The sequence below is a fragment of the Hydrogenophaga sp. genome, from assembly GCF_019635465.1.
GTDB lineage: Bacteria > Pseudomonadota > Gammaproteobacteria > Burkholderiales > Burkholderiaceae_C > Hydrogenophaga.
Map to the genome: position 1 here is coordinate 66196 of NZ_JAHBZK010000016.1, position 19582 is coordinate 85777.

Genomic DNA, 19582 nt, shown 5'->3' on the forward strand with positions numbered 1-19582 from the left:
CAAGCAAAAGCCCACTTGCGTGGGCTCTATTTGCGACCCGTTGCGGGCAACTCGTGGGCCAGGTCCAACGCGGAGAGTGCCGGATCGGATCGTATTGACCAGGCATTCAGCGCCTGAGCACACAGTTCGATCCCCCATCGCACCCAATGCGTTGGCTGAGTCTCTTGGGGATTCTCACCCTGGTGCGATCGTCATTGCCAGTCACTCTCGAAAAACCACCACCGGCGCGACACCTGCACGAATCAGACCGATGCGCTCGGCCGCTGCGCGGCTGAGGTCGATCACGCGCCCTGGCGTGAACGGACCACGGTCGTTGATGCGCACCACCACGCTCGCTCCGTTGGCCGGGTTGAGCACCCGCACACGTGTGCCGAAGGGCAGTGTCTTGTGCGCCGCAGTGAGCGCGCGCATGTCGAACGGCTCGCCACTGGCGGTGCGCTTGCCGTGGTGTTGCGCGCCGTACCAGGACGCGAGACCACGCTCGCCCTGTTCGGTGTTGGCATCGCCTGACGCCGCCGCGGCACCGCCCCCGCCCCACCCTTCTCCGGGTGGTGTTGGCCCACTGGCGCAGGCCACCAGCACCGCCGACAGCGAGCAGGCAACCAGGAGCAAACGGGCAGAAGACAAAGGCATCAGGGCGTGTTCAGGCGACTAAGAATGTCGAGCGACGCGGCGCTCTGGTTCATCGTATAGAAGTGCAGCCCCGGTGCGCCGCCCCGAATCAATTGCTCACACAAAGACGTCACCACGTCGAGCCCGAAGGCCTTGATGGAGGCCGTGTCGTCGCCAAAGGCCTGCAGGCGCAGACGAATCCAACGCGGAATCTCGGCGCCGCAGGCGTCGGAGAAGCGCATCAGCTGCGTGGAGCTGATGATGGGCATAACGCCCGGTACCACCGGCACGTCGGCGCCCAGGGAGCGCGCGTCCTCGACGAAGCGGAAGTACGCGTCGGCGCTGTAGAAGTACTGCGTGATCGCCGAGTCGGCACCGGCTCTGACCTTGGTCACATAGGCCTTGAGGTCGGCCTCGGGCGAGCGGGCCTGCGGGTGCACCTCGGGATAGGCGGCGACCTCGATGTGGAAATCGCTGGGGCACTCGGCACGGATGAAGGCCACGAGGTCGCTGGCGTAGTGGAACTCGCCGCCCAGGCCATAGCCGCTGGGCAGGTCGCCGCGCAAGGCCACCAGGCGTTTGACGCCCATGGCCTTGAGTTGCGCCAGTTGCTCGCGCACGCGCTCACGCGTGGCACCGATGCACGAGAAGTGCGAGGCCGCATCGACCCCTTCGGCCAGGATCTCGCGCACGGTGGCAAAGGTGCCCTCCTGCGTGGAGCCGCCGGCACCGTAGGTGACCGAGCAGAACGCCGGCGAGCGCGCGTAGAGCTGCTGCCGATGACCGCGCAGCTTCTCGGCGCCCTCGGGCGTCTTGGGGGGGAAGAACTCGAAACTGATGGGCAGGTTCATGCCGGTTTCCGAATGAAGACAAAGAATTCGCGGTTGCCATCGCCGCCGGCGATGGGGCTGTCGACGTAGTCGCGCACTTCAAGGCCCAGGCCCTGCAGTGCGGTGATGATGCGTTCGCGCACCAGCGGATACGACCCCGGGTCTTTCACCAGACCGCCCTTGCCGATGTGCCCGGGTTGCAGCTCGAACTGCGGCTTGACCAGCATCAGACCATGACCGCCGGGCTTGAGCAGCGGCACCAGGGCCGGCCACACCAGCGTCTGCGAGATGAACGACAGGTCGCCCACCACCAGATCGAACGGCACGTCCGCACCGGCATCGCGCAAGCGTTCGGCGCTCAGCTCGCGCGCGTTGCAATGCTCCACCACGACCACGCGCGGATCGGCGCGCAGGCGCGGGTTCAACTGGCCGCTGCCCACATCGACGCCCACCACCTGCGCGGCACCGCACTGCAGCAGGCAGTCGGTGAAGCCACCGGTGCTCTGCCCGACGTCGAGCACACGCAGACCGTTGACATCGAAGCCAAGCTGCGTGAGCGCGCCGTCGAGCTTGAGGCCACCACGCGAGACGAATCGCGCCTCGGCGCCGTCGAGCAGTTGCAGCTCCGCCGTCGCGGGCAGTTCATCGCCGTTCTTGGCAACCGGCTTCCAGTCGGCACCCAGCCGCCAGCGCACGCCAGCAGCAATCAGCCGCTGAGCCTGCGAGCGCGACGCCGCGAGCCCGCGCTCGACGAGGAGTTGGTCAGCACGCATGGTGTGCACACACCTCAGCGGCGTAGCGAGCGGCCGTCAGCCGAGGCGCGGGCGGATCCCAAGACCGGAACGTAGCGGCGCTACGTGAGGATCTTCGGAGGGACCCGCAACGACGGATCACGGCCGCGCAGTAGCCGCCGATCAATAACGGTAGGTGTCGGGCTTGTAGGGGCCTTGCTTCGGCACACCGATGTACGCCGCCTGATCGTCGGTCAGCTCGCTCAGCATCGCGCCCACCTTCTTCAGGTGCAGACGGGCAACCTTTTCGTCGAGGTGCTTGGGCAGCACATAGACCTTGCCCTGCTCGTAGTAGTCGCTGTGGGTGAACAGCTCGATCTGCGCGATGGTCTGGTTGGCGAAGCTCGACGACATCACGAAGCTGGGGTGACCGGTGCCGCAGCCCAGGTTCACCAGTCGGCCCTTGGCCAGCAGGATGATCTTCTTGCCATCGGGGAAGATGACGTGATCGACCTGCGGCTTGATCTCTTCCCACTGGCACTTCTCTTCGAGCTGCGCGACCTGGATTTCGTTGTCGAAGTGGCCGATGTTGCAGACGATGGCCTGGTCCTTCATGGCGGCCATGTGCGCGAAGGTGATGACGTCGCGGTTGCCGGTGGTGGTGACGAAGATGTCGGCCTTGTCGGCGGCGTACTCCATGGTCACGACCTTGTAGCCTTCCATGCAGGCCTGCAGGGCGTTGATGGGATCGATCTCGGTGACCCACACCTGGGCGCTGAGCGCGCGCAGGGCCTGGGCCGAGCCCTTGCCCACGTCACCGTAGCCGGCCACCACGGCGACCTTGCCGGCGATCATCACGTCGGTGGCGCGCTTGATGCCGTCGACCAGCGATTCGCGGCAGCCGTACAGGTTGTCGAACTTGCTCTTGGTGACCGAGTCGTTGACGTTGATGGCGCGGAACATGAGCGAGCCCTTGGCGCTCATCTCCTTGAGGCGGTGCACGCCGGTGGTGGTCTCTTCGGTCACGCCGATGATCTGGGCGCTCTTGCGGCTGTACCAACTGTCGTCTTCGGCCAGCTTGGCCTTGATGGCGGCGAACAGGATGCGCTCTTCTTCGCTGCCCGGGTTGGCCAGCACCGAGGCGTCCTTCTCGGCCTTCTTGCCCAGGTGCATCAGCAGCGTGGCATCGCCACCGTCGTCCAGGATCATGTTGGGGCCTTCGCCCTCGGTGCCCTTGGCGCCGAAGTCGAAGATGCGGTGGGTGTAATCCCAGTAATCCTCGAGCGTTTCGCCCTTGATCGCGAACACCGGGGTGCCGGCGGCGGCGATGGCGGCGGCGGCGTGGTCCTGGGTCGAGAAGATGTTGCAGGAGGCCCAGCGCACCTGGGCACCCAGCGCCTGCAGCGTCTCGATGAGCACCGCGGTCTGGATGGTCATGTGCAGCGAGCCGGTGATGCGCGCGCCCTTGAGCGGCTGCTTGGCGGCGTATTCCTCGCGGATGGCCATCAGGCCGGGCATTTCGGTCTCGGCGATCCTGATCTCCTTGCGGCCCCAGTCGGCCAGGGAGATGTCGGCGATGACGCAATCGGTGGGAACGGATGGGATGCGTGCGTTCATGGTTTGCTCCAAAACGTGTTTGAAAAAACCACTTGCCGCGGGGCGAAAAAAAACGCTCACCGCACAGAAGTGGATGAGCGTCGTTGCATGTAGGGTTCCGAGCCTCGCGCCATGGCGGCACTGCAACGCTCCTCGGAAGCGGCGGATTCTATCGCAGGGCCTCGCCGCGCTGTAGGCCGAAAGACCCAGCCCAGGGCGCGAACCGCGCCAGACAGCGGCCCCGACCGACGAAGGGTTCACGCCAGGTCGATATGCTCGCGCCCCATGCAATCCCTCAGCCGCTGGCCCGTCACCGAGCGCGCCCGCATCAGCGGTGTCTTCACCGACATCGACGACACCCTCACCCACGACGGCGCCATCGCCCCCGAAGCGCTGGCCGCGCTGGCGCAACTGCGCGCCGCCGGCATCGACGTGTTCGCCATCACCGGCCGCCCGGTGGGCTGGAGCCTGCCGTTTGCGCAGGGGCCGCAGGCCTGGCCGGTGCAGGCCATCGTGGCGGAGAACGGTGCGGTGGCCCTGCTGCCCGACGGCAGCCGGCGCTACCTGCAGGACGCGCCCGAGCGCGCCGCCAACTTCGCGCATCTTCAGCGCGTGCTGGCGCGCATCGAGGCCGAGGTGCCCGGCGCACAACGCGCCACCGACAGCGCCGGGCGCGAGACCGACATCGCCATCGACCACAGCGAGTTCACCCACCTCGACGACGCCACCATTGCGCGCGTGGTCGACCTGATGCGCGCCGAAGGCCTGCGTGTCAGCGTCAGCAGCATCCACATCAACGGCTGGATCGGCGAGCACGACAAGCTGGTCGGCGCGCGCTGGGTGTTGCAGGCCTGCCTGGACCGCACGCTCGACGCCGAGCCCGATCGCTGGGTCTACGTGGGCGACTCGACCAACGACCAGGTCATGTTCGAGCACTTCCGCCACAGCGTGGGCGTGGCCAACATCGCGCGCTTCGTGCCGCAGCTGCGGCACCTGCCCGTGTACGTGACCGACGCCGAGCGTGGTCAGGGCTTCGCCGAACTCGCTCACGCCCTGCTGAGCGCGCGCCAGCCATGAGCGAACACCCGCTGCCACCCCGCGCTGCGCCGCGCGAACGCCCTGCCCACGCCTCGCTGGGTCTGGTGGCCATTTTTGGCGCCACGTTCTTCGAGCTGGTCGGCTATTTCATGCTCGCGCCCTTGCTGCTGCTGCGCCTCAAGGACAGCGGCGAGTCCACCGCGCTGGCCGGTATGTTTGCGGCCGCGGGCTGGCTGGGCATCTTCCTGATGGTGCCGTTTGCCTCGGCGCTCACGCGGCGGCTGGGGCGGCGACCCACGCTGTGGCTGTCGGCGCTGATTCCCACACTGGCGACGGCGGGCTTTGCGCTGTCGCCGTCGCTGGCCCTGTGGTTCCCACTGAAGATCGTCGCCGGCATGGCGTCGGGCTTGCGCTGGGTGCTGGCCGAAGCGATCGTGGCCGAGTTCGCGCCGCCCGCGCAACGCGGACGCTATGTGGGCCTGTTCGAAACCCTGGTGGGGGTGACCTTCGTGGTGGGGCCGCTGGTGCTGGCCTGGGTCGGCCCGCAAAGCGATGCGGCGCTGTGGGCGGCCTTCGGCTTCATGGCCATCGGCCTCGCCTGGAGCCTGCTCATCCCGCGTGTGCCACCGGCGGCCGACGCGCACGAAGCCCGCGTGGGCCTGCGGGGGGTGTGGCACGCGCTGCTGGCGCACCCGCTGATCATGACCGTGGGTTTCGTCGGTGGCTTCTTCGAGAGCGGGCTCACGTCCATCCTGCCGCTCTACGGATTGGCGTTGGGTCTGGGTGCGGTGGCGGCGGCGCTGCTGGTGTCGGCCAGTGGCCTGGGCAGCGCCATGATGATGCTGCCGGCCGGCGTGCTGGCCGATCGCATGGCGCACCACCCCAGGCAGCGCTGGGGCAGCGAGCGCCAGGCGCGACTGACGCTCATGCGCGCCTGCGCCGCGATCACGCTGGCGGGCACGCTGCTGGTGCCGCTGGTGGCCACGATGCCCTGGCTGGTGGCGCCGGTGGCCTTCGTCTGGGGCGGCGCCGGCGGATGCCTGTACACGCTGGCGATGATCGACATCGGTTCGCGCGAACAGGGCATCACACTGGTCAACAGCACCGCGGTGCTGGTGATGAGCTACACGCTGGGTGGCGTGCTGGCGCCCGCGCTGGGCGCGGCGGCCCTGCAGTGGTCGCCGGTGCTGGGCTTTCCCGCGCTGTTGCTGGGCGTGGCGGCGCTGGGGGTCTGGCTGCTGCGCCGCGCCCGATAGATTTCGCTCAGGGCGTCGCGCCGCCCAACCGCGGCAACAGCGTGGGCGCACCCTTGGGGCCGTCCAGCAGCCGGTCGGCCACGCCACCGCCCACCCACATGCCGCCCAGCGTGAGCCAGGCGGTCAGCGCAAAGATCGACCCGCCCGTCATGCCTGCGCCCACCGCGCAGCCGCCCGCCAGCATCGAGCCGAAGCCCATCAGCATGGCGCCGATCACGTAGCGCGGCACGCTGTAGCCCGGGCCGAAGGTCTCGACCTTCCAGTCCCTGCCCAGCAAGGCGCCGCCCAGCGAGCCCAGAAACACCCCGGGCAACAGGCCCAGTGCAAAGGTCCATGGGCCGTCCGATTCGACCAGCACACGCATGAGCCAGTCGGCCGACGGCCCACTGAAGGTGATGCCCTGGATCTGCACCGGCTCGAAGGAGTGACTCATCACCGCGTAGGTGACCCACCAGGCCAGCGCCACCATCAGCCCGGTGCCGATGCCGCCGGCCCACTGCCAGAAGCCGCCACCGGCGCGGTAGGCATAGAACAAGGCCACGACCGCCCACAACCAGCCGAAGACCAGACCGTCCCAGGGGCCCGCGCCCACCAGTGCCAGCAGGTTGCGCGACGCGCCGCCCTCCACCACCCACCAGCCGGCAATGGCCTCGCGCAGCGGCGCCAGCACGCCGCGCAGCGACGCCTGCGCCGTGACGGCAAACACCAGCCCGGCCAACAGCGCGCGCAGGTTGCCATTGGCCGACAGCACCAGCAAACGGCTGGCGCAGCCGCGCGTGAGCACCATGCCCACGCCAAACAGCAGGCCACCGATCAGCGCGCCCGACAGGCTGCCGCGTGCGGCCAGCTGACGCGCTGTGCCCACGTCGAGCAATCCCGCCAGGATCAGCGCCTGCACCGCCACCACCGCACTCGAAAAGGCCAGCAGCCACACCGCCAGCTTGTCGCCGAAATGCCCGTGCCAGAAGGCCACCACCGCGCCGCGCAGGCAAAAGCGCGAGCGCTGCGCAAAAAAGCCGAAGCCCACGCCCACCAGCAAGCCGGCCACGGCCAGCACGGCGGGCTCACCCCAATGCTCGATCCAGCCGGTCAGGTCCATGGCACACCTCAAATATCAACATGCGCTGATATTCAAGGAACCCCGGCCACTTGGCATTGATCCAGCGCAAGCGCGCCCCATACCCCATGCAGGCGTAAGCTGGCCACTCCGATGAAAGGAACTGACATGCCCATCCCCTGGCTCGCGGCGCTCAAGGTGATCCCCTGGGGCGACGTCATCGAGCACGCGCCCAAGGTACTCAACGCTGCACGCAAGCTGCTCGACAAGCAAAAGGCGGGCGAGGAGCCTGTGCCCGATACCTCGCTGATGGACCCGCAGGCCGAACCGCCCACCCTGGGCGAACTGCGTAACCGGCTGATCGAGGCGCGTCAGCTCATTGACCAGCAGGCCGCTGCCCAGCAGCAGACCGCCCAGACGCTGAGCGAGCTGGCCGAACAGAATGCGCGCCTGGTGGCCGCCGTGGAGTTGCTGCGCGTGCGCACGCGCGTGCTGATGGGGGTGGCGGCGGTGCTCGTGGTCGGCGTGGGGGTGCTGCTGGCACGCTGATCAGCGCGGGCCCACCTCGACCGAGGCATCACAGCCGACGCCCGCCGCGATCCAGCGCCGCGCCAGCCGGCGCAGCAGCGGCGCCGCAAACGCCCAGCGCTTGCCGAGCACACCGGCCGAATCGGTGAGCGCGCCACAGCGGTACTGCCGGGCATCGGCATCCCAGCGCAGCGCATCGCAGGCACCGCTGCGCTTGCGCGAAATCACCTGGCCCAGCGGGCAGGGTTCCAGCAGGCAACACACGCCGCAGCCATTGCAGGGCGCGCCCAGCGCCGGCTTGGGCGGCGCGTCGGGCTGGATGTGGATGACCGGGTGTGACACGGGGGCGCGGGCGGGAGGACGGGCGATCGCGCCCGCCCCGCATCATCGCGCGGATTCGCGCCGCGCCGTTTGGACAATGGCGGCGGCATCGACGCCGAAGAACTGGCGCAGCGCCGCACGTGTGTCGCTGCGACCGAAGCCGTCGGTGCCCAGCGTGCGGTAGCGCCGGTCGGCCGGCAACCAGGCGCGCAGGGCTTCGGGCACGGCGCGCACGTAGTCGCTGGCGGCCACGATCGGCCCTTGCGTGTCGGCCAGCAAGGCGTGCAGCCAGGGTTGGCGCGGGTCGGCCTCGGCCGCCTCGGCATCCCGCGCCAGCTCGCTCCAGCTGGTGATGCTGCAAACGTGCACGCGCATGCCTTCGCCGGCCAGTTGCTCCGCCGCTTGCAGCACCTCGGTGAGGATGGCGCCCGAGCCCATCAAGGTCACGGGCACCCCGTCGACCGGCCCGAACTGCGCCAGCCGGTAGCCGCCGCGCAGCACGCCGGCGTGCGCCTCGGGTGGCAGATCGGGTTGCGCGTACGACGCGTTCATCAGCGTCACGTAGTAGAAGACGTCGCGCTGCTCGATCAGCATCTCGCGCATGCCAGCGTCGACGATGACCGCCATCTCGCCAGCGAAGGCCGGGTCGTAGGCCTTGCAGTTGGGAATGGTGGCGGCCACCAGGTGGCTGCTGCCGTCCTGGTGCTGCAGGCCTTCGCCGCCGAGTGTGGTGCGTCCGGCCGTGGCGCCGAGCAGAAAGCCGCGCGCACGCTGGTCGGCCGCGGCCCAGATGGCGTCGCCCACGCGCTGGAAGCCGAACATCGAGTAGTAGATGTAGAACGGCAGCATGGCCAGCCCGTGCACGCTGTAGCTGGTGGCGGCCGCTGTCCAGCTGGCAATGGCGCCGGCCTCGCTGATGCCTTCTTCGAGGATCTGGCCGTCGAGCGCTTCGCGGTAGCTCAGCACCGAGCCAATGTCTTCGGGCGCATAGACCTGACCCACGCTGCTGTAGATGCCGACCTGCTTGAACAGGTTGGCCATGCCGAAGGTGCGCGCCTCGTCGGCCACGATGGGCACGATGCGCGGACCCAGCACCGGGTCCTTGAGCCATTGGCCCAGCAGGCGCACGAAGGCCATGGTGGTGCTCATGGCCTTGCCGTCGGGCTGCAGCGCAAAGCCGGCGATGCGCGCGAGCTCGGGCACCGGTACCACCTCGCAGGCGGTCTCGCGCCGCGGCATGGCGCCGCCCAGCGCGGCACGCCGGTCGCGCAGGTAGCGCATGGCCGCACTGTCGTCGGCCGGTTTGTGGAACTGCAGTTGTGTGGCCTGCTCGTCGCTGAGTGGCAGCTGGAAGCGGTCGCGAAAGGCCAGCAGTTCGTCGGCGTCGAGCTTCTTCTGGCTGTGCGTGGTCATGCGGCCCTGGCCGGCCGAACCCATGCCGTAGCCCTTCTTGGTGTGGGCCAGGATCACCGTGGGCTGACCACGGTGGCGCACGGCGGCGTGGTACGCGGCGTGGATCTTCACCAGGTCGTGGCCACCGCGCTTGAGGCGGTCGATCTGCTCGTCGGTGAGGCCCTCGACCAGCGCGCTCAGCGCCGGGTTCTGGCCGAAGAAGTTCTCGCGGTTGAAGCGCCCGTCCTTGGCGGCGAAGGTCTGCATCTGACCATCCACCGTGTCGCCCAGGGTCTGCGCCAGCGTGCCTGTGGCGTCGCGCGCAAACAGGCCGTCCCAGTCGCTGCCCCAGAGCAGCTTGACGACGTTCCAGCCGGCACCGGCAAACAGTCGCTCCAGCTCGTCGACGATGCGGCCGTTGCCGCGCACCGGACCGTCCAGACGCTGCAGGTTGCAGTTGACCACCCAGACCAGGTTGTCCAGCCGCTCGCGCGCGGCCAGGGTGAGCGCACTCATGCTCTCGGGCTCGTCCATCTCGCCGTCGCCGAACACGCCCCAGACGGTGCGACCGTTGGTGTCGAGCAGGCCGCGGTGCGCGAGGTAGCGCATGAAGCGCGCGTGGTAGATCGAGCTGATGGGCCCGATGCCCATGGAGCCGGTCGGGAACTGCCAGAAGTCCGGCATGAGCCAGGGGTGCGGGTAGCTGGACAGACCGCGAGCACCTTGAGCGGGTGCCACGATCTCCTGGCGGTAGTGGCGCAGGTCGGCCTCGCTGAGACGGCCCTCCAGAAAAGCCCGCGCGTACACCCCCGGCGCGCTGTGCGGCTGAAAGAACACGAGGTCGCCGCCGTCGCCCGCGCTGCGCGCGCGGAAGAAGTGGTTGAAGCCGACCTCGAACAGATCGGCCGCGCTGGCGTAGCTGGCGATGTGCCCACCCAGCTCACCATAGGCCTGGTTCGCGCGAACCACCATGGCCAGCGCATTCCAGCGCATCAGCGAGGCCAGTTGCTCCTCGATGGCGAGGTCGCCCGGGAACGGCGGCTGCGCTTCGACCGCGATGGTGTTGACGTAGGGCGTGTTCAGCCCCGGTTGCCAGCCGACCCGCCGCTCGCGCGCCTGAGCCACCAGGCCGTCGAGCAACTGGCGTGCACGTGCGGGCCCGTGGGCCTGCAGCAGCGCATCAAACGCTTCGTGCCATTCGGCGGTCTCTTGCGGGTCGGGATCGGCGGGGGGAAGGTCGTTGGGCTGCATGGCGGCACTCTAGCCACAGGCACGCGGCATTTGGTGCCGAAACGCTCACGAAGCCCCACAACGGCAGCAGATAATGCCGCACATGAACGCAATCACAGCAACTCACGCGCTGGATGCCATCGATCGGCGCATTCTGCAGGAGCTGCAGCAGGACGGCTCGCTGTCCAACGTGGCACTGGCCCAGCGCATCGGCCTGTCGCCCTCGCCTTGTCTGGCGCGCGTGAAAGCGCTGGAGCGCGCCGGCGTGATCCGCCAGTACGTGGCCCTGGCCGACGCGGCGCGCCTCGGGCTCGGCCTGAACGTGTTCATCAGCATCAGCCTGCGCACACAGAGCAAGGAGGCGCTGGCGCGCTTCGAGACGCGCATCCGCGACCTCGACGAGGTGATGGAGTGCTACCTGATGACCGGCGACGCCGACTACCTGCTGCGCGTCGTGGTGGCCGACATCGGCGCGCTCGAGCGTTTCATCCTCGAGCGGCTCTCCCCGATGGCCGAGGTCGAGAAGATCCGCTCCAGCCTGGCGCTCAAGCAGGTGCGCTACAAGACCGCCCTGCCCTTGCCCGGCGCTTGATTCAGCCGCGCGCGAGCACCGGCGCCAGCACACGCCCGGTGTGGGTGCCGGCCTGCACCACCGCCTCGGGCGGGGCCGCGGCCACGATGCGGCCACCGCCCGCGCCGCCTTCGGGCCCCAGGTCGATGATCCAGTCGGCTTCGGCCATCACGTCCAGGTCGTGCTCGATCACCACCACGCTGTGGCCGCCATCGACCAGGCGGTGCAGCACGCGGATCAGCTTCTCCACATCGGCCATGTGCAGGCCCACCGTCGGCTCGTCGAGCACGTACAGCGTGTGCGGCGCCTTCTGCCCACGGCGCCCCACCTCGTCGCGCACCTTGCTCAGTTCGGTGACCAGCTTGATGCGCTGCGCCTCGCCGCCCGACAGCGTGGGCGAGGGCTGGCCCAGCGTGAGGTAGCCCAGGCCCACGTCCTTGAGCAGTTGCAGTGGGTGGCTGATGGCGGGCATCGACGCGAAGAATTCCACCGCCTCGTCGACCTCCATCTGCAACACGTCGCCGATGCTCTTGCCCTTCCAGGTGACGGCCAGGGTCTCGGGGTTGAAGCGCGCGCCGTGGCAGGTTTCGCAGGGCACCTTCACATCGGGCAGGAAGCTCATCTCGATGGTGCGCATGCCCTGGCCTTCGCACGTCGGGCAACGGCCCTCGCCGGTGTTGAAGCTGAAGCGCCCTGGCGCATAGCCGCGCGCCTTGGCCTCCAGCGTGTCGGCGAACAGCTTGCGCACCGTGTCCCAGAAGCCGATGTAGGTGGCGGGGCAGGAGCGCGGCGTCTTGCCGATCGGCGTCTGGTCGACCTCGAGCACGCGGTCCACCGGTTCGCTGCCCAGCAGTTTGTCGCAGCCGCTCCAGGCCGGGCGATCGCCCTTGTCCCAGGCTTTCTTGCCGGCGGCGGTGCTGCGCATCTGCACGGCCGCCGCCACGTTGGTGAGCAGCACGTCGCGCGCCAGCGTGCTCTTGCCCGAGCCGCTGACGCCGGTGACCACCACCAGCCGCTTGAGCGGCACACGCGCGTCGAGTTGCTGCAGGTTGTGCAGGGTGGCACCACGCAGCTCCAGCGCCTCGTCGGTGATCTTGACCGCACGCCGCCCCTGCAGCGGGTGCTTCATGGCGTGCAGCAGGTAGCGCCCGGTGAGCGATTCGTCGTTGGCCGACAGATCGGCCACCGTGCCCTGCGCCACCACACGCCCACCGCGCTTGCCGGCACTCGGGCCGATGTCGATCACGTGATCGGCGCGGCGGATGGTGTCTTCGTCGTGCTCCACCACCACCAGGGTGTTGCCCTGGTCGCCGAGCTGGTGCAGCGCATCGAGCAGGATCTGGTTGTCGCGCGGGTGCAGGCCGATGGTGGGCTCGTCGAGCACGTAGCACACGCCCTGCAGGTGGCTGCCCAGTTGCGCCGCCAGGCGGATGCGTTGCGCCTCGCCACCGCTGAGCGTGGGCGCGCCGCGGTCCAGGGTGAGGTAGTTGAGTCCGACCTGCTCCAGAAAGGCCAGGCGGCTTTCGATCTCGGGCAGCAGGTCGCGCGCGATGTCGGCCTCGCGTGTGGACAGGCCGTTGCCCTGCATGAGCGCGCGGATCTTCTGCCGCACGTCGCTGACGGACAGGCGGGCGATGTCGGTGATGGCCATGCCGCCGAAGCGCACGGCACGCGCCTGCGCGTTCAGGCGCGTGCCTTCGCAGGTCGGGCAGACCTCGTTGCCCACGCCTTCCACGTCGGGTTCGGCAAAGCTCTGCTCGCGGCCCTTCTCGTCGTCGCTGCGCACCGAGTCGTCGAGCGCCTTGCGCTGCTCGCGCGAGAGCTGGGTGCCGGTGCCCACGCAGTCGGGGCACCAGCCGTGTTTGCTGTTGTACGAAAACAGTCGCGGGTCGAGCTCGGGATAGCTGGTGCTGCAGACCGGGCAGGCGCGCGCGGTGCTGAACACCTCGACCGCGCCGATGCCGCGGGTGGAGCGGCCGTCGGCAATGGCTTCCTTCAGGCCATCGAGCGGGTGCAGCAGGTGCAGGATGCCCTTGCCGATTTCGAGCGTGCGGGCCAGTTGCGCGCGCAGCCCGGCTTCATCGGCGCGGTCGACCACGAAGTCGGCCACCGGCAGTTCGATGGTGTGCTCCCTGAAACGGTCGATGCGCGGAAAGCCGGTGGTGGGCAGGAACTCGCCGTCCACGCGCAAATGCGTGTGCCCGCGCGGGCGCGCCCAGTCGGCGAGCTCCGTGTAGACGCCCTTGCGGTTGATCACCAGCGGCGCCAGCAGGCCAACATGCTGGCCCGCGTGCTTGCGCAGGATGGCGGCGGCGATGCTGTCGGCGCTTTGCGGCATCACGGCCGCGCCATCGTGCACGCAGTGCTGCACGCCCAGCTTCACGTACAGCAGGCGCAGAAAGTGCCACACCTCGGTGGTGGTGCCGACCGTGCTCTTGCGCCCGCCGCGCGAAAGGCGCTGCTCGATCGCCACCGTGGGCGGAATGCCGTACACCGCGTCCACCTCGGGCCGGCCCGCGGGCTGCACGATGCTGCGTGCGTAGGCGTTGAGGCTCTCGAGGTAGCGGCGCTGGCCTTCGTTGAACAGGATGTCGAAGGCCAGCGTGCTCTTGCCCGAGCCGCTGACGCCCGAGATGACGTTGAACTTGCCGCGCGGGATGTCGACGCTGAGCTGCTTGAGGTTGTGCTCCTTGGCGTTGACGATGCGGATGGCGCCCGCCCGTTCTGCGTTCTGCGCTGGGCGTTGGGCGAGGTAGGGCAGCGCCGGGCGCTCGCCGACCTCGACCACCGTGTCCATGGCCTCGGCGTAGTCGCGCAGGGCCCGCGCGGTGTGGCTGCCCGGGTGCTCGCGCACCTGCTCGGGCGGGCCTTCGGCCACCACGGTGCCGCCGCCGGCACCGCCTTCGGGGCCGAGGTCGATCAACCAGTCGGCCGCGCGGATGACGTCGAGGTTGTGCTCGATCACCACCAGCGAATGGCCGGCGTCGATGAGCTTGCGCAGCGAGCGCATGAGTTTGGCGATGTCGTCGAAGTGCAGGCCGGTGGTGGGCTCGTCGAACAGGAACAGCGTGCCCTTGCGCGACACCGGCTGCCGGCTCGCGCTGGCGGCCTTGGCGGCCTCGGCCAGAAAGCCCGCGAGCTTGAGCCGCTGCGCCTCGCCGCCCGACAGGGTGGGCACCGGCTGGCCGAGCTTCACGTATTCCAGGCCGACGTCGACGATGGGCTGCAGCGCGCGGATCACCTCGCGGTCGTGCGCGAACAGGCTGGCCGCCTCGCTGACGGTGAGGTCCAGCACGTCGGCCACGCTCAAGGTGCGGCCACCGCGCTCGAGCGTGACCTCCAGGATCTCGGGCCGGTAGCGTTTGCCGTCGCAATCGGGGCAGCGCAGGTAGACGTCGGAGAGGAACTGCATCTCGACGTGCTCGAAGCCCGATCCGCCGCAGGTGGGGCAGCGCCCATCGCCGCTGTTGAAGCTGAACTTGGCCGGCGTGTAGCTGCGCTGGCGCGACAGCGGCGCATCGGCGAACAGCGCACGCACCGCGTCCCAGGCGCCGACGTAGCTCACCGGGTTGGAGCGCGCCGTCTTGCCGATCGGCGACTGGTCGACGAACACCACGCTGGCCAGTTGCTCGGCGCCCAGCAGGCGGTCGTGCGCGCCGGGCGACTCGGTGCTCTGCCCGAAATGGCGCATCAGCGCCGGCGCCAGCACATCCTGGATCAGCGAGGACTTGCCCGAGCCCGACACGCCGGTGACCACCACCAGCCGTTGCAGCGGGAACTCCACCGACACGTTGCGCAGGTTGTGCTCGCGCGCGCCTTCGAGCACCAGGCGCGGCGTGCTGTCGGTCACCGCGCGCTTGAAGCCCATGCCGATGGTCTTGCGCGCACCGAGATAGGCGCCGGTCAGGGTGTCGGCCGCGCGGATCTGCCCGGGCGTGCCATCGAACACGATCTGCCCGCCGCGCTCGCCGGGGCCCGGCCCCATGTCGATGAGTCGGTCGGCGGCCAGCATCACCGCCGGGTCGTGTTCAACCACCACCAGGGTATTGCCTGCGTTGCGCAGGCGCTGCATGGCCTCGACGATGCGCGCCATGTCGCGCGGGTGCAGGCCGATGCTGGGCTCGTCGAGCACGAACAGCGTATTGACCAGCGAGGTGCCAAGCGCGGTGGTGAGGTTGATGCGCTGCACCTCGCCGCCGCTGAGGGTGCGGCTCTGGCGGTCCAGCGTGAGGTAGCCGATGCCGACCTCGCACAGGTAGCGGATGCGGGTGTTGATTTCGTCGAGCAGCAGCTTGAGGGCCTGCTGCTCGCCGGCACTGCCGGCCTGCGACGGCGCAAGCGAATCAAAGAAGCGCCGCAGATCGCTCAAAGGCATGAGCATGAGGTCGTGCAGGCTGAGCCCGGGCAGGGCTTCGAGCTGCGCGCGCGACCACGCCGCGCCGGCGGGCAGGTAGCGCTGCGCCGGCGCCAGCACAGCATCGGCCTGCGCCCGGGTGCCGATGCGCCACAGCAGGCTGTCGGTCTTGAGGCGCGCGCCGCGGCACACCGGGCATTCGGTGTAGCTGCGGTACTTGGACAAGAGCACGCGGATGTGCATCTTGTAGGCCTTGCTCTCGAGGTACTCGAAGAATCGCGCCACGCCGTACCAGTGCTGGTTCCACTTGCCGTTCCACTGCGGTGAGCCGTTCTTCACCCAGCCCTGTTGTTCCTCGGTCAGCTTGGCCCAGGGTGTGTCGCGCGGAATGCCGGCGGCCTCGGCGTGGCGCATCAGGTCGTCCTGGCATTCCTTCCACGCGGGTGTCTGGAACACCTTGATGGCGCCGTTGCGCAGCGTGAGGCGGTCGTTGGGGATGACCAGGCCGTAATCGACACCGATCACGCGCCCGAAGCCACGGCAATGCTCGCAGGCGCCCACCGGCGAGTTGAACGAGAACATCGACGGCGTGGGTTCGCTGTAGCGGATGTCGCTCTCGGGGCAGTGCAGGCCGGTCGAAAAGCGCCAGATGTCCTGTGCCCCCACGCTCCCCGCTGCGCGTGGTTCGCTGCCCCCCGAGGGGGCTGACCCGCCTTGGGGCGGCCCGGCGGCGGGTCGTCCGGCTTGACCATCCTCCTTGAGCGCGTACACCGTGAGCCGGCCACTCCCGCGTTTGAGCCCGACCTCGATCGCTTCCATCACGCGCGCGGTCTCGGCGCTGGACAAGCGGAATCGGTCGGCCACCACGTCGAGCACCTTCACGGCCTCGATGGCCGGCTTGGCCTTCTTGCCCTTGGCGGGGGCCTCGTCCTTCACCTCGCGCTGCACCGTGCGCTCGGCCTGCACGCGGGTGTAGCCACTGGCCGAGAGCCACTGCTCGACCTCTTCGGGCGTGGTGTTGGCGGGCAGCTCGACCGGGAAGGTCAGCACCAGCCGGGGATCTCCGTTGGCTTCACTGCGCCGGCGCAGCTCGGCGGCGATGGTCTCGGGTGTGTCGTGCCGCACCGGCAGCGCGGTGTCGCGGTCGAACAGCTCGGCCCCGCGCGCGAACAGCAGCTTGAGGTGGTCGTTGAGCTCGGTCATCGTGCCCACCGTGGAGCGCGAGGACCGCACCGGGTTGGTCTGGTCGATGGCGATCGCCGGTGGCACACCCTCCACCCGGTCCACTGCCGGCTTGTCCATGCGGTCGAGGAACTGGCGCGCGTAGGCGCTGAAGGTCTCGACGTAGCGCCGCTGCCCTTCGGCGAACAGGGTGTCGAACACCAGACTGGACTTGCCCGAGCCGCTGGGGCCCGTCACCACCGTCAGCTCGCCCGTGCGGATGTCCAGATCCAGCCCCTTGAGGTTGTGCTGGCGCGCGCCGCGGATGCGGATCAGTCCATCGCCGCCCTGGCCCGCCTCCCCCGGCGGCTCGGCGTCGGCCATGGGCAAATCGGCGGGGCGGTGATCGTCGGACATGGAGGGGTTCCCGGATGCGAAGCGGAAGATTCTAGGAACTGCGCCGGGGGAGCGCCCCGAACGCCGCAAAGTCCCTGAATGCGCCTGGGAACGGGTCGCAGCGGCCATTGCGCCTGAAACGTTCTCGTCCGGGCATGGCGGCACCCATGAAGTCGACTGCATACCTTGCCCGGCCGACCGCCGCTTGGGTCTGTTCGCCCGCCCTACGTCATTTCCACACTGTTACCCCTCGCGGCAATTGCACAGAATCGCGCGCCCTACCTCAGGAGACTCCCATGACCGCACCGTGGTTCGCCGGCTTGCTGCTTGCGCTGGCCTGCAGCGCCTCCCATGCCCAGCTGCGCATCGGCCAGCCGTCCGGCTTCACCGGATCGGTGGCCGCCGGCGTCAAGGAAAACACCGAAGGCGCCAAGCTCTACATCGACGCCGTCAACGCCCGCGGCGGTGTGCATGGCCAGAAGGTGGAATTGATTTCGGTGGACGACCAGTTCAAGCCGCAGGTGACCGTGCAGGTGTCGCGCGAGCTGATCACCAAGCAAGGGGTGCTGGCGCTGTTCCTCAACCGGGGCACGCCGCACGCCCAGGCGCTGTTGCCACTGCTGGCCGAATTGAAGGTGCCGCTGGTGGCGCCCAGCACCGGCGCCATGGCCCTGCACGATCCGGTCAACCCCTGGGTATTCAACGTGCGCGCCACCTACCAGCGCGAAGCAGCGCGTGCCATCGAGCACCTGGCCAGCATCGGCCAGACCCGCATCGCGGTGCTCGAGACCGACGACACCTTTGGCGCCGATGGCGCAGCAGGCGCCATGCTGGGTTTTGCCAAAGTCAAGCTCGAACCCGTGTTGCGCCAGAAGACCCCGCGCGAGAAGCCGGACTTCAGCGCCGTGGCCAAGGAGATTGCCGGCCTGCAGGCCCACGCCGTCATGGTGATCGCGTCGGCGGGCAACACCGCCAACGCCGTCAAGGCCTTGCGCGCGGCGGGCTCGCGTGCACAGGTGGTCACGCTGTCGAACAACGCATCGGAAGGTTTCATCAACCTGCTGGGCGAGCACGCCCGCGGCGTGATCGTGACCCAGGTGTTCCCGAACGAACGGTCGGTCAGCTATCCGCTGATCAAGGAGGCGCAGGACCTGGCGCGCGATCGCGGCCTCGACGGCGTGTCGCCGGCCATGATGGAAGGCTTCGCCGGTGCCAAGGTGCTGGTGGAGGGTCTGCGCCGCGCCGGCCCCAACCCCACACCGCAGAAGCTGCGCGACGCACTGGAAGGCATGAGCCGCTACGACCTGGGGGGTCTGACGGTCAGCTACAGCCCCACCAACCACACCGGGCTGGACTTCGCCGACCTGTCCATCGTCGACGGCAGTGGGCGCTTCCGGCGCTGACCCAGGCTGACATCGGGCTGACCAACGCGGCCACATTCATCGCTTGGCCGCCGGCTGGTGGAACCAGCGCAAGGCAACCGCCACTGAACGAGCGCCCGCGACCACAAGTCGCAGGCGACCCATCAATGGAAGGGCCCACATGCCGAAACTCCCCACGGTTGCGCTGACCCGATTTCAGGCCTTGGTCGAAGACATCCGCAAGGCCCTGGCGGCGCGCGGCGATGCACACCGCCCTGCCCACCATCGACAGAATCTGAGTGCCGAGTTCGTCGTGGGCGATGTTGCCTTCGACCTGCTTCACCTGCAGCAAGGTCCGAGCGGTCGCCCCTGTTTCCTGCTTCAATGCCGTTGCGGCTCGGTGACGCACCCGCAGGGCGAGCAGGTGATGAGAGACCTGCTGTCACGTCGCGCCTCAAGCGACCCGGCCTTGCCTGGCGCGGTCGGGGTCAACGGGCGGGGCGAATTGATGATGGTCAGTCTGCTCCAGGCAGGCAGCGAACAGGCGGCCCGCCACCTGAGCAACAGCATGGTCGAACTGAGTGAGGTTGTGAGCCGCTGGCGCGACGCCCAGCGGCCCCGCTTGCTGCACTGACCTGCGCGTCGAGACCGGCAGGCCGCGATGCGCTCAGCCCTTGACGATCAGCACCGGCAGCTCGGCGTGCGTCAGCACCTTCTGCGCCACGCTGCCCAGGATCAGCGCCTTGACGCCCTGGCGCCCATGGGAGCCCATCACCACGAGGTCGCAGCCTTCGGCCTTGGCGGTCTCCAGGATGCCTTCCCACACCATGTTGCGCTCGATGGTGTCGCCCGCAAACGGCACGCCACGCTCCTGGCAGGCCTTGGCCACCAGGTCGAGCGCCGCACCGGCCACGCGCTTGGCGTCGCTGAGGTAGCTCTGCAGCCCCACGGCCGACGCATCACCGATGCCGATGTACGGGAACGGGTCGATCACGTAGATGCCGACGACCTGCCCACCCGAGCCCTTGGCCATGTCGGCGGCCATGGCCGCGGCCTTGCCACCGACATCCGAGCCGTCGGTGGGAACAAGAATCTTTTTGAACATGCGGGTCTCCTGAGGCTGAAAGGGATGGCCCATTCTGGGTGCC

14 protein-coding genes, 1 pseudogene and 1 riboswitch are annotated in these 19582 nt (G+C 68.8%); of the genes and pseudogenes, 6 read left to right on the forward strand and 9 right to left on the reverse strand.

Features of this window, described 5'->3' with window-relative positions:
• Positions 1 to 201: 201 nt before the first annotated feature.
• From KF871_RS14940 to ahcY, 4 genes and pseudogenes are all read right to left on the reverse strand, one after another.
• Positions 202 to 483: pseudogene (locus KF871_RS14940) on the reverse strand (septal ring lytic transglycosylase RlpA family protein); the annotation flags it as partial.
• A gap of 149 nt (positions 484 to 632) precedes the next feature.
• A complete protein-coding gene (metF, locus tag KF871_RS14945) occupies positions 633 to 1463 on the reverse strand; it encodes a methylenetetrahydrofolate reductase [NAD(P)H] (protein ID WP_291144143.1) in 831 nt (276 codons plus the stop codon).
• A complete protein-coding gene (locus KF871_RS14950; protein ID WP_291144146.1) occupies positions 1460 to 2215 on the reverse strand; it encodes a TlyA family RNA methyltransferase in 756 nt (251 codons plus the stop codon). Before KF871_RS14950 ends, metF begins: the two co-directional genes overlap by 4 nt.
• Positions 2216 to 2356: 141 nt before the next feature.
• Entirely contained in the window at positions 2357 to 3790 is a 1434-nt protein-coding gene (gene ahcY, locus KF871_RS14955) for an adenosylhomocysteinase (RefSeq protein WP_291144149.1), read from the reverse strand.
• A gap of 68 nt (positions 3791 to 3858) precedes the next feature.
• Positions 3859 to 3930: riboswitch (S-adenosyl-L-homocysteine riboswitch) on the reverse strand.
• 124 nt (positions 3931 to 4054) lie between these two features.
• On the opposite strand from ahcY, the gene KF871_RS14960 reads away from it, so the two are divergent.
• Together KF871_RS14960 and KF871_RS14965 are read left to right on the forward strand one after the other, a co-directional pair.
• Positions 4055 to 4846 carry an HAD-IIB family hydrolase gene (locus KF871_RS14960; protein ID WP_291144152.1) on the forward strand — a complete coding sequence of 264 codons (792 nt, stop codon included), beginning with the start codon at positions 4055 to 4057 and terminating at the stop codon, positions 4844 to 4846.
• Positions 4843 to 6063: an MFS transporter gene (locus KF871_RS14965; RefSeq protein ID WP_291144156.1), complete on the forward strand. Its 1221-nt coding sequence runs from the start codon at positions 4843 to 4845 to the stop codon at positions 6061 to 6063. Before KF871_RS14960 ends, KF871_RS14965 begins: the two co-directional genes overlap by 4 nt.
• 7 nt (positions 6064 to 6070) lie before the next feature.
• On the opposite strand, the gene KF871_RS14970 is transcribed toward KF871_RS14965, so the two are convergent.
• Complete coding sequence (locus tag KF871_RS14970) at positions 6071 to 7162, reverse strand: YeeE/YedE family protein (protein ID WP_291144159.1); 1092 nt, start codon at positions 7160 to 7162, stop codon at positions 6071 to 6073.
• Positions 7163 to 7288: 126 nt separating this feature from the next.
• Here KF871_RS14970 and KF871_RS14975 point away from each other — a divergent pair, with 126 nt between their 5' ends.
• On the forward strand, positions 7289 to 7669 hold the full coding sequence (locus KF871_RS14975; RefSeq protein ID WP_291144162.1) for a hypothetical protein: 381 nt from the start codon (positions 7289 to 7291) through the stop codon (positions 7667 to 7669).
• Here KF871_RS14975 and KF871_RS14980 read toward each other — a convergent pair whose 3' ends face one another.
• Both KF871_RS14980 and mdeB read right to left on the reverse strand, forming a co-directional pair.
• Positions 7670 to 7990: a hypothetical protein gene (locus KF871_RS14980; RefSeq protein ID WP_291144165.1), complete on the reverse strand. Its 321-nt coding sequence runs from the start codon at positions 7988 to 7990 to the stop codon at positions 7670 to 7672.
• Positions 7991 to 8032: 42 nt separating this feature from the next.
• Positions 8033 to 10612, reverse strand: coding sequence for an alpha-ketoglutarate dehydrogenase (mdeB, locus tag KF871_RS14985; protein ID WP_291144168.1), 2580 nt, complete (start codon positions 10610 to 10612; stop codon positions 8033 to 8035).
• Between the two features lie 82 nt (positions 10613 to 10694).
• Between mdeB and KF871_RS14990 the strand changes: the two genes are divergently transcribed.
• A complete protein-coding gene (locus tag KF871_RS14990; RefSeq protein WP_291144172.1) occupies positions 10695 to 11183 on the forward strand; it encodes an Lrp/AsnC family transcriptional regulator in 489 nt (162 codons plus the stop codon).
• A gap of 1 nt (position 11184) precedes the next feature.
• Here the strand turns inward: KF871_RS14990 and uvrA are convergent, their stop codons facing one another.
• Entirely contained in the window at positions 11185 to 17061 is a 5877-nt protein-coding gene (uvrA, locus tag KF871_RS14995; protein WP_291144278.1) for an excinuclease ABC subunit UvrA, read from the reverse strand.
• Positions 17062 to 17369: 308 nt separating this feature from the next.
• Here uvrA and KF871_RS15000 point away from each other — a divergent pair, with 308 nt between their 5' ends.
• Positions 17370 to 18476, forward strand: a complete 1107-nt coding sequence (locus KF871_RS15000; protein WP_291144175.1) for an ABC transporter substrate-binding protein — start codon at positions 17370 to 17372, stop codon at positions 18474 to 18476.
• Positions 18477 to 18615: 139 nt separating this feature from the next.
• The gene (locus tag KF871_RS15005; protein WP_291144178.1) at positions 18616 to 19068 is read left to right on the forward strand and encodes a hypothetical protein; all 453 of its coding nucleotides are present in this window, start codon (positions 18616 to 18618) and stop codon (positions 19066 to 19068) included.
• 33 nt (positions 19069 to 19101) lie between these two features.
• Here KF871_RS15005 and KF871_RS15010 read toward each other — a convergent pair whose 3' ends face one another.
• The gene (locus KF871_RS15010) at positions 19102 to 19539 is read right to left on the reverse strand and encodes a universal stress protein (protein WP_291144181.1); all 438 of its coding nucleotides are present in this window, start codon (positions 19537 to 19539) and stop codon (positions 19102 to 19104) included.
• Between the last annotated feature and the right edge of the window lie 43 nt (positions 19540 to 19582).